Origin of the sequence: Candidatus Caldatribacterium sp. (assembly GCA_014359405.1) — a bacterium.
Classification (GTDB): Bacteria; Atribacterota; Atribacteria; order Atribacterales; family Caldatribacteriaceae; genus Caldatribacterium; species Caldatribacterium oleiphilum.
This window is the reverse complement of the sequence record JACIZN010000068.1, coordinates 1-10,375: the sequence shown is the minus strand read 5'-3', so window position 1 is coordinate 10,375 and position 10,375 is coordinate 1. Positions and strand designations below refer to the sequence as shown.

13 protein-coding genes are annotated in these 10,375 nt (G+C 53.3%); all 13 read right to left on the bottom strand.

The features are described from left to right. On the bottom strand, positions 1-347 hold a 347-nt coding region (locus H5U36_06470; GenBank protein ID MBC7217777.1), incomplete at its 3' end, for a phenylalanine--tRNA ligase subunit beta. 6 nt (positions 348-353) lie between these two features. Beyond that, positions 354-1,373 (bottom strand): phenylalanine--tRNA ligase subunit alpha, encoded by a 1,020-nt coding sequence (gene pheS, locus H5U36_06465; GenBank protein MBC7217776.1) that lies wholly within the window; start codon positions 1,371-1,373, stop codon positions 354-356. A 20-nt stretch (positions 1,374-1,393) separates the two neighbouring features. Beyond that, entirely contained in the window at positions 1,394-1,747 is a 354-nt protein-coding gene (rplT, locus tag H5U36_06460; GenBank protein ID MBC7217775.1) for a 50S ribosomal protein L20, read from the bottom strand. Between the two features lie 14 nt (positions 1,748-1,761). Continuing rightward, a complete protein-coding gene (rpmI, locus tag H5U36_06455) occupies positions 1,762-1,959 on the bottom strand; it encodes a 50S ribosomal protein L35 (protein MBC7217774.1) in 198 nt (65 codons plus the stop codon). 15 nt (positions 1,960-1,974) lie between these two features. After that, positions 1,975-2,466, bottom strand: coding sequence for a translation initiation factor IF-3 (locus tag H5U36_06450; GenBank protein MBC7217773.1), 492 nt, complete (start codon positions 2,464-2,466; stop codon positions 1,975-1,977). 87 nt (positions 2,467-2,553) lie between these two features. Then, positions 2,554-3,546, bottom strand: coding sequence for an ATP-binding cassette domain-containing protein (locus tag H5U36_06445; GenBank protein MBC7217772.1), 993 nt, complete (start codon positions 3,544-3,546; stop codon positions 2,554-2,556). Next, positions 3,533-4,519 carry an ABC transporter ATP-binding protein gene (locus tag H5U36_06440; protein MBC7217771.1) on the bottom strand — a complete coding sequence of 329 codons (987 nt, stop codon included), beginning with the start codon at positions 4,517-4,519 and terminating at the stop codon, positions 3,533-3,535. Before H5U36_06440 ends, H5U36_06445 begins: the two co-directional genes overlap by 14 nt. 6 nt (positions 4,520-4,525) lie before the next feature. Beyond that, positions 4,526-5,407, bottom strand: a complete 882-nt coding sequence (locus tag H5U36_06435) for an ABC transporter permease (protein ID MBC7217770.1) — start codon at positions 5,405-5,407, stop codon at positions 4,526-4,528. After that, positions 5,407-6,438, bottom strand: coding sequence for an ABC transporter permease (locus tag H5U36_06430; GenBank protein ID MBC7217769.1), 1,032 nt, complete (start codon positions 6,436-6,438; stop codon positions 5,407-5,409). The genes H5U36_06435 and H5U36_06430 overlap by 1 nt, the downstream gene beginning before the upstream one ends. Positions 6,439-6,497: 59 nt before the next feature. Next, positions 6,498-8,339 carry an ABC transporter substrate-binding protein gene (locus H5U36_06425; protein MBC7217768.1) on the bottom strand — a complete coding sequence of 614 codons (1,842 nt, stop codon included), beginning with the start codon at positions 8,337-8,339 and terminating at the stop codon, positions 6,498-6,500. Between the two features lie 11 nt (positions 8,340-8,350). Beyond that, complete coding sequence (locus H5U36_06420; protein ID MBC7217767.1) at positions 8,351-9,388, bottom strand: nicotinate phosphoribosyltransferase; 1,038 nt, start codon at positions 9,386-9,388, stop codon at positions 8,351-8,353. An 11-nt stretch (positions 9,389-9,399) separates the two neighbouring features. Then, positions 9,400-9,627 (bottom strand): preprotein translocase subunit SecG, encoded by a 228-nt coding sequence (gene secG / locus H5U36_06415; protein ID MBC7217766.1) that lies wholly within the window; start codon positions 9,625-9,627, stop codon positions 9,400-9,402. A gap of 2 nt (positions 9,628-9,629) precedes the next feature. After that, on the bottom strand, positions 9,630-10,375 hold a 746-nt coding region (locus H5U36_06410; protein MBC7217765.1), incomplete at its 5' end, for a triose-phosphate isomerase.

Sequence of the window (10,375 nt, the reverse complement as noted above, 5' to 3'; positions counted from 1 at the left end):
ACAAGGAAATCTGCAACCTCTCTTTCTCGCTCACCTTGTACAGGGAGGGAAAGAAAGACGTTATTCTCCAAACCCACGAGGACTTTACTTCCCACTTCGGGCGCTCCCCAGGAATGGACAAGAACCTCAAAGGTTTTCGAGCGAACCCTTACTGTGCAGCGGGAAAGAGCACCCTCCCTTCTGGCTTCCACAAGCGTCCCCGCCAAGAGCCTGCCCACGAAGAGTTCGCGGGCCGGGAAAGTTGTTTCCACCACAAAGCCCTGGTTCAGAAAAATTGCCGCAACTTCCTCAGGACGAAGGGCAAGATCAGGAAGAAACCGTCGGAGCAGCTGGTACGAAACACGCATCTTTCTCTACCCCAGACCTTTGAAGGAACTCAAGAACGCCACATCATTCTCGAAGAACCAGCGAATATCAGGAATACCAAACTTCAGCATTGCGATGCGTTCAATACCCATCCCAAAAGCGAATCCCTGGACTTTTTCCGGATCGTACCCTGCGTTGCGAAAGACCTGGGGATGCACAAGACCCGCCCCCATAATTTCAAGCCAGCCTTTCTGCCCACAGGACCGACATCCTGCGCCCTGGCAGATGCCACACGATATATCCACTTCCGCACTCGGTTCGGTGAAGGGGAAATAGCTCGGGCGAAACCTTACCTTCCGATCGGCCCCAAAAAGGCGGCGGGCGAAAACCTCAATGGTCCCCTTGAGGTCTCCCATTGAAATCCCTGGAGCCACAACCAAGCCCTCAACTTGGTGGAACATGGGACTGTGGGTTGCATCGAAAGCATCCCGGCGGTAGCATTTCCCCGGCACCACAACCCGAAACGGAGGGGTGAGCTTTTGCATAACCCTTATCTGTGCAGGGGAGGTATGGGTCCGCAGAAGGAAAGTCTCTCCGAGGTAGAAGGAATCTTGCGCATCCCGAGCAGGATGGTCACGAGGAATGTTCAAGGCCTCAAAGTTGAAGAAATCAGTCTCAATCTCCGGTCCTTCCTCAACTCGAAATCCCAGAGAGCGAAAGATGGCGATGATTTCGTCCATGACAATACGAAGGGGATGAAAGGCCCCAAGAGGTTCCCTTCTTCCCGGAAGGCTAATGTCGGGAACATCTTTCTTTTTCTCCTCCTTAAGGAGCGCGGCTTCTTTCTCCTTGAGGAGTATCTCAATGGTTGCCTTCACCTCGTTGAGCCTTTTCCCCACAACCTTTCGCTCCTCAAGGGGGAGGCTCTTCAAGCGCTCGAGGAAAAAGGGAAATTTGCTCCTACGACCCGCGTATTTTCCCTTTACTCTGTTCAGCTCATCCCGCGTCGTAACCTGGGCAAGTTCCTGGGTGAAATCACGAAAGTACTGCTCTATCTCCTCAATCATCGCATCCACCTTAAGGGGAATCACAAATGCGCTTTGGCAATTTCGACAATTCTCTGGAAAGCTTCAGGATTTTCGATGGAGAGCTGGGCGAGATTCTTCCGGTTCACGAGAACACCCGCTTTTCTGAGCGCCCCCATGAACTGGCTGTAACTCAAGCCCTCGTTACGTACCGCCGCATTGATGCGGAGAATCCAGAGCCTCCGGAAATCCCTTTTCCGATTCCGCCGATCGCGATATGCATAGGCCAAGGACCGAATAACCTGCTCTTTTGCCCTCCGATAGGCTCGAGAGCGAGCGCCCCGGTACCCTTTGGCCATTTTCATAATTTTCTTCTTCCGTTCGCGAGACGCTACATTCGTCTTTACTCGTGCCATGGATATTCACCTCTTCATGCGTAGGGGAGTAAACTCTTAATCCTTTTGGCCTCTACAGGGGTGAGAATTACCGTTTTGCGGAGACGTCGTTTCCGCTTCCGCTCCTTGTGGGCAAGGAGGTGACTCTTTCCTGCCTGCGAACGCTTGATCTTTCCATGGGCTGTGATTTTGAAGCGTTTAGCTGCACCCCGATGGGTTTTCATCTTAGGCATGGCTTTCTATCCTCCTCACTTCTTCGGTGCTAAAGTAACGGTGAGTGAAGAACCTTCTCTTTTGATATCCTGTTCCACCCGTCCTACATCCTTGAGGTCCTCAATCATTCTCCGGAGAAGTTCCTGTCCCCGCTCCTGGAATGCCAACTCTCTTCCCCGGAAGCGAACAGTAACCTTCACTCGGTTTCCCTCTTGCAGAAAACGGAGAGCACTCCGGAGCTTCACCTGGTAATCATGCTCATCGATTTTGGGGCGCATATTGAGTTCCTTGAGCTCTGAAACCTTCTGCTTTTTACGGGAAAGTTTTGCCTTTTTCTCCTTCTCGTACCGGAACTTTCCGTAATCCATGATCTTGCACACTGGAGGGTTGGCATTGGGACCAACCTCAACCAGGTCAAGACCAGCTTCCTCTGCCATCTGCAGCGCCTTCTTTAGGGGAACAATCCCAATTTGTGTTCCCTCAGGGGAAATCAGCCGAACCTCACGCGCCCCGATTTGATGGTTCACCCGGTACCGTACCTCGATACGAATCGCCTCCCTGTGAGTCTTCGTAGACGGTAGAAAAAAATACCATATTCTCTATGCTCCGTCAACTCACTCCTCCAACCTCAAGCATCCCGGGAAATGACAGGCCACAAAGTGCCCCAGTTCCACTTCCCGAAACGGTGGCTCAACCTCGCTGCAAATGTCCTGAGCTTTGGGGCAACGGGTGTGGAAACGGCATCCCGAGGGAGGTCGAAGAGGACTCGGAACGTCCCCCCGCAGGATAATGCGAGTCCGCTTCACATCGGGATCAGGAACAGGAACCGCCGAAATGAGGGCCACAGAGTATGGATGAAGGGGACGGGTGAAGAATTCCCCTTTGGGGGCAAGCTCCACCACTTTTCCCAAGTACATGACGAGAATCCGATGGGAAATCTGCCGAACTACGGCAAGGTCGTGAGATATGAAAAGGTAGGTGAGGGAGTACTCTTTCTTAAGTTCTTGGAGGAGGTTCAAAACCTGGGCCCGCACGGAGACATCGAGAGAGGAAAGGGCCTCATCAGCAACCACAAGGCGTGGACGAAGGGCAATGGCCCGAGCGATACTGATACGTTGCCTTTGCCCTCCCGAGAACTCATGAGGAAAACGCCGGATGTAATCCCGGGAAAGGCCGACTCGTTCAAGAAGCCCCGCCACCTCTTCCTGCATTCTTTCTCGGGGAACGACACGATGCACCCTGAGCCCTTCTTCGAGAATGGCCTGAACCGTCATACGAGGATTGAGGGAACTGAAGGGATCCTGAAAAATCATCTGCATGTCTTTTCGAATCTGCCGCAACCTCGAAGTGGGAAGCCTCGTGATATCCTGCCCGTCAAAAACGATGCGCCCCCCAGTGGGCTCAAGGAGCCTGAGAATGGTCATCCCCAGGGTACTTTTGCCGCATCCCGACTCTCCCACAATTCCCAGGGTTTCCCCCGAAAATACCTCAAAACTCACTCCATCAACTGCTCTAACCCATCCTACAACCTTCTTGAAGACCCCTGCCCGGAGAGGAAAGTACTTCTTCAGATTCTCGACGCGAAGGAGAACTTCACCGCTTCCCATAGGCTACCTCGGCGAAAGAGGCAACGTGGTGACAGTACACAACGTGCCCGTTACCAAGAGAGATTTCTGGAGGCTCAGCAAGACAGGCTTCATCTTCAAGGAAACAACGGCCCCGGAATCGGCAGCCCTCGGGGAAATGGAGAGGATCCGGTACAAAGCCAGGAATGGTTTCGAGGGTTTCCTGCTCAATATCAAGGCGAGGAATAGAACGCAAAAGCCCAAGGGTATACGGGTGGCGGCAGTGTTTGAAAATATCGTATTTCGATCCCCGTTCGACCACCTTTCCTGCGTACATAACCACAACCTCATCCGCCATATCGGCAACAATGCCGAGGTCATGGGTGATGAGAAGAATAGCCATACCGATTTGGCGCTGGAGATCCCGAAGAAGCGCTAAAATCTGCGCCTGAATAGTAACGTCAAGAGAGGTTGTGGGTTCGTCAGCGATGAGGAGTTTCGGGCGACAGGAAAGCGCCATGGCTATCATGGCTCGTTGCTTCATACCCCCTGAGAGCTCATGGGGATATTCATTGAGGCGCTTCTTCGGTTCGGGAATTCCCACAAGACGGAGCATCTCCTCCGCCAGAGCACGGGCCCTCTCTCGAGAGACCGACTGATGCAGGAGAATAGCCTCCATGATTTGCTCTCCCACCGTGTACACCGGATTGAGGGCTGCAGAAGGCTCCTGGAAAATAATGGCAATGTCCTTGCCTCGCACTTTCTGCATTTCCTTCTCCGGAAGGGTGAGGAGATTTTTCCCTTCAAAGAGCACCTCACCCCCTGCAATTCGACCGTTAGCCTCAACAAGACGCAGAATCGCAAGAGATGTCACGCTCTTACCACATCCAGACTCCCCCACCAGGGCAACAGTCTTCCCATGGGGAACAGAAAAGCTCACCCCGTCAACAGCTTTGAGCTCTTGACCCTCGTCGTTTCGGAAGTACACACGGAGATTCCGAACCTCAAGGAGCATGAGAGATCACCACCGGAGACGGGGGTCAAAGGCATCGCGCAGGGCGTCACCAAGGAGATTCCAGGCAAGGACGAAAAGCACCATGGCCACCCCGGGGAAAGTAATCATGTACCAGTACTTGAACGTTGCCCCGTATCCCCCGAGCATCCAATTCCTGGCATAGTTGAGGAGCGCACCCCAGTCAGCGTACCCCTGGGGTGCTCCAAGGCCAAGGAAACTCAGAGCCGCCGCAGTAATTACCAGAGACCCCATACGCATGGAAGCTTGAATGAGCACCGGAAAAATGGCGTTAGGGAGAACGTGACGGAGAATGACAACAAAGTCACTCACCCCAAGAGATTTCGCCGCCAGGACAAACTGTTCCTCCTTGACCTGGAGAATGTTTCCCCGGATGAGTCGGGCAGGGTACATCCAGCTAAAGACAATAAGGGCAATCATCACTTTATCAAGGCCGGTTCCAAGCACAGTGGTGAGCACCATGGCAGCAACGAGAAAGGGAATGGCCATGAAAATATCAGTTACCCGCATGAGCACCTCATCGAGAAGTTTCCCAAAATACCCTGCCAGGGACCCCACGAAAAGGCCGATAGCCGTTGAGGCAAGGGTCACGATGATACCGATTCGAAAAGCCGTGCGCGTCCCCCACACGACACCATAGAAGATATCCCTTTTCCCAGCAATGCCGAAAGGATGCTCCCGAGAAGGTGGAATAGGATCAGCACTCCAGGTCACGACAGGCATGAAGTATGGGTCCCGTCCAGGTTTTGGGGGAGCAAGAAAGGGGGCCGAAACGGCCACAAAGGCGAAAAGTCCAAGGAGAGCAACCCCCAAAATCCCGGAAGCGTTTGAGAAGAATCGCCGCAACGCCTTCCTCGTTTCCTCTCGCATCACTCAAGCCTCACCCGAGGATCGATGAATGCATAGGAGAGATCGACACAGAGATTTCCGATAACGAGGATGAGCCCGAAAAAGAGGGTCCCACCCATGATGGAGGCATAGTCAAGCTGCTCGGCGGCGAGGGCAATGAAGCTCCCAAGACCCGTCCGGTTGAAAACCGTCTCCACGATGACAGTCCCGGCCAAAAGGCCGATGACGGTTTGCCCGCTCACCGTAGCCACAGGAATCAGCGCATTTCGCTTGGCATGCTTGTGAATGACTACACGCTCGTCAAGCCCCTTTGCACGGGCTGTTCGGACGTACTCTTTCCGGAGCACCTCAAGCATAGAGGAACGGGTAATCCGAAGGAGAAAGGCAAATTCCACGTACGTTAGGGTGAGTACCGGACCGGCAAGATGGCGCAAAGCGTCAAGAAAGATATCAAACCGCCCATTCAAAAGGGCATCAAGGGTGAGCATGCCCGTGAAACTTCGAAAGTACGGGGACTTAACGATTTCCTCTGCCCAGACGCTCAAGTTTCCCGGCGGAAACCATCCAAGGGTCCCATAGAAAACGAGGAGCACAAAGAGCCCAAAAACAAAATCAGGAAATGACCATCCCACCACTGCAAAAATTCGCAACCCGTGATCCAGGGGTTTGTTGTGGTGGAGTGCCGCAAGAACTCCAAGGTTCGTTCCCAGAAGGATGATAGGAATGGCAGCAAAGAGGGTGAGTTCCAGAGTGTATGGAAAACGCTTGAGAATTGCCGAGAGCACCGGCTCTTTCCCCACGTAGGACCATCCAAGGTTTCCCTGGAAAAGGTTTTTCAACCACCGACCGTACTGGATGATAAGGGGGTCATTGAGCCCATAGAGTTCCACGAGCCTATCCACGTCAACTCCCTTCAATCGCTCGGGACTGTTGATAAAGGTAGCCAGACGCTGGTACGGTCCGAGAAGACCAATCATGAGGAAAAGGAGAAGAGAAATACCAAAAAGAGTCAGAGGAAGAAAAAGCAGACGCCGAAGAATGTAGAAAATCATGATTTTCGACCAGGCTCCAGGAGAGCTATAGCCCCCTGGAGCCCAAGTACACTACCACCTCACTCCTCTTTCCAGATACCGTCGTAGTTAGCTTCTCCAGGACGCATGGGGTTGAACATCCAGCCCTTAACCCAGCTCCGCATGACGTAAACTTCCTCCGGCTGGTAGAGCGGTATCCCCAAGGCATTCTCATAGGCAATCTTTTGAATTTCCTCGTAGAGTGCCTGCCGCTTACCGGGATCGGTTTCTTCAATCGCCTGCTCAATGAGCGCATCCAGGTTCTCCTGGGCAAACTTTCGGAACAATTCTCCCTGGGTTGTTCCGTATGCACCGTTACTGTGGTAGTAGGTGAAGATGAAGTTGTGGGGGTCCGGATAGTCAGCAAGCCATCCAATGATGAAGGCCGGGAGCTGCCTCTGCCGGTACGCATCGAGGTACGTTGGCCACTGGACTCCTTGGACCTCGATCTTGAACTTCGGGTTCAGGGATTCGATGTGCTCTTTGAGCATTTCACAAGCCGTCTGGCGCGCTTCATTTCCTGTGTTGTAGAGGAGCGTCAGCTTGAATCCCTTCTCCCAAACCTCTCCATTCCAGGCTTTCTGGAACTCTTCTTTTGCCTTTTCGAGATCAAAGGGATACATGGGGAGATTCTCGTTAAAGCCAAGAAGCCCTCTTGGAATGACAGAAGGCACGCGATGCCCGTATCCTTTAAGGACTTGCTCTATAAAGGTATCGTAGTCGAAAGCGTACGAGAAGGCCTTTCGCACATGTACGTCGCTGAAAAAGTCTGGAGGAATACCCTCGCCATCGAGTTTTCCGCTGCCGAGGTATTTACTGTCCTTTGCCACACTCCAGTTAAAATGCAAGGCAGTAATGGTGAGCCGGGAACCTTCCCGAATGACAACTCCCGGTAAGTCTTTCACCTGGTCGAGGTACTGGAGTGGGGTCGTAATCTGGTCTGCATCTCCTTTCTCGAGCATGGAACGCCGGGTGCTCCACTCATCGACACCCCAGATAATCACTTTGGCAAGCTTCGGCTTCTCTCCCCAGTACTCATCGTTCCGGACCAGAGTCACCTTCTGCTGGGTTCTGTCCCACTCAAGGAGCTTGAAGGGGCCAGTACCAATGGCCTTTTCGTAGAGAGGGCTTTTTTCCTTTTTCCAGTTGTGGTACTTCCACCATCCATCCGCCTGTCCATCCCAAAGGCCAAGGGAGATGCAAGTCTCCTTATCAAGGATGGCACTCCAGCTTGAGTTCTGGGCAAGAATGCTCAGGAATGGCGCAAAGGGCCGAACAAGGTGGAAAACTACGTTATCCCCCTCTACCTCGACAGCCGGGTCGATGTACGTGTTGTAGAAGTCGATGAGCTTCTGTCGGTACTCTTCGCTCTTCAGATTCCCTTCCTCATCAACCATATCGCTCCACGCAATTCCTACCTTGTCCTGAACAAAATCCTCAAGGGTTCCGTATCCAAAGAGTGCCTCTATGAGCATCCACATAGGTCCTGCATAAGGGTCAAAAAGAATGCCCCGCTCGAAACTGTACTCAACGTCTTCAGGAGTCAAATCGTTACCGTTGTGGAATTTGACCCCTTTCCGGATAGGGAAGACATACGTCTTCCCACCATCCCGGATAAGGCCATTCTCCACGGTGGGAACTTCCGTTGCCAGGCGAGGGACGAATTCCGTAACGCTTTCTCCCTTGTACGCAATGAGGTTCTCATACACGGCGCCAATAACATCGCCACTTGCCGTATCGTACGCGTAATGAGGGTCGAGAGTGTCCGGCTCCCCGATAGAGAGGTAGATATAGGTATCGGGATTCTTGACCTCCGAGAACGCGAACGGCACGCACAAAAACACAAGGAGCACAAAGCTCAGGGTAAAAAGAAATCTTTTCATGGTGCACCTCCTCACTTCAAGCGCTTCAGACGAGGGTTGGGTATGAGACCCGGAATTCGCCCTCTCTTAGCCACGTTTTGTCCGGCCACTTCCTTAATGTCCATGGTCATGTCAATGGGAGGGAAACTGCTGATGTAGCTCCCTACTCCAAAAACATCTGCCTTATCCCGCAAAAGGGCGATTTTCTCGGGATTCAACCCCCCTGAGACAACGATTTTCACATGGGCAAAACCTGCCTGCCGCAACCGTTCCCGAACTTCTTCCACGAGTGCTGGAGTCACCCCTCCCCGCTCGTCAGGCGTATCCAACCGAACTCCAGAAAGCCTCTCCCCCAGAACCTTGGCTACCCGAAGAGACTCCTCAGCTTCGTCCTTAAAGGTATCAACGAGGATAATGCGTGGGTACTGTGGTGGAACAATCTCCTCAAAGGCCTTGGCAGTGATCACCGTATCGCCTACGATGAGGATAACCGCATGAGGAATAGTTCCTCCCGGTTCCTTGCCGAAGAGTTTCGCTCCGAGAATACATGCTGCACCATCCACGCCGCCAACAAGAGCCGCTCGCTCAAGAACCGGGGCCACTGCAGGATGCACATGGCGGGCACCAAAACAGATGACCGTTTTGTCCCCTGCTGCTTTTTTGCACTCCCGGGCGGCCGTGGCCCAGCCGGAGCTGTGGGCCAGTATCCCAAGAAGTGGCGTTTCAAAAATCCCGAATTCCGAATACGGTCCTCGAATACGCATGACCACCTCCTTTGCCGAAAACTCCTCCCCCTCCTCAAGACCCCATACCTCGACATTGCTCTCAGCAAGAAGGTTGAGGACTTCCGAAACACCGCAGAGAACACCAGCACGGCGAGGAAAAACTTCCGCGGTCACAATTGTGTCGGCAAGCCTCAAATGGCGAAGGATTTCCTGAGCGGTAACGAAGTAAACATCCGTCGTGTACCCTTTCTGGATTTCCTCGTGCGTGGCTGAATAGAAGCGTCTCCCCTTCCCCGGGGAGAAAGCTGCTACCTCCTCAAGAGAGGTAATCCACGGCCGCTGCATCACCAATCCCCCTACCGAGCAAGGAGGAGGGAAAAGGCAAGAGACAAAACCATGAGTGCCACCCCAAGGACAACGGTGAGTTTGCTGAGTATTGGGAGGGCTTTAAACTTAGCACTCCGGTCTGCTCGAGTCATGCCTCCGAAAATCCCTCCACCAACGCCGGACTTTCGAGGCTGCAGCACAACCACAAGAATGAGGAGCACCGAAATCACAATCTGAACAACCATCCACGCTTCCATACTCAAACCCCTTTACTCTTCTCAAGGAATGCTCGTTCCGTTTCCTCTACAATCGCCAGAAATTTCGAAGGGTCGAGACTCGCCCCGCCCACAAGTGTCCCGTCGATGTTCTTCTGGACCACGAAGGAAAAGACGTTATCCGGGGTCACACTGCCTCCGTAGAGAATACGGATGCTTTCAGCCGTACTCGGGTTGAAGTAGCGGGCAAGTTCTTCCCGTATGAACCGGATGACCTCCTCAGCATCCTGGGGAGTTGCCGCTCTTCCAGTCCCAATAGCCCACACCGGTTCATAGGCAATAACAAGGGCGTGGGCTCTCTCAGGAGAGAGATGTTCAATCCCTTTGAGGAGCTGCTCCTGAACGACTTCGTAGGTTTTCCCTCTCTCCCGCTCCTCAAGCGTCTCCCCTACGCAGAGAATCGGGGAAATTCCCCACACAGATAGTGTCCTCACTTTGAGACCAACCTCTTCAGAAGTTTCGCGGAAGATGTGTCGCCGCTCCGAATGCCCAACAATCACGTACCGACACCCAAATTCCTGGAGCATGCGTACCGAAACTTCACCTGTAAAGGCCCCCTGGGGCTCCCAGTGAACATTCTGGGCCCCAAGCTGCACCTGGGTACCTCGGAAGCGGTTGCACAGGACCGGAAGGGCAGTGAATGGGGGACAAATCACAACTTCAAGACCACGGTACATCCGCATCCGCGGAAGGAAGGCCACGGCGTACGCCGAGGCCTCCTCCGCAGTCT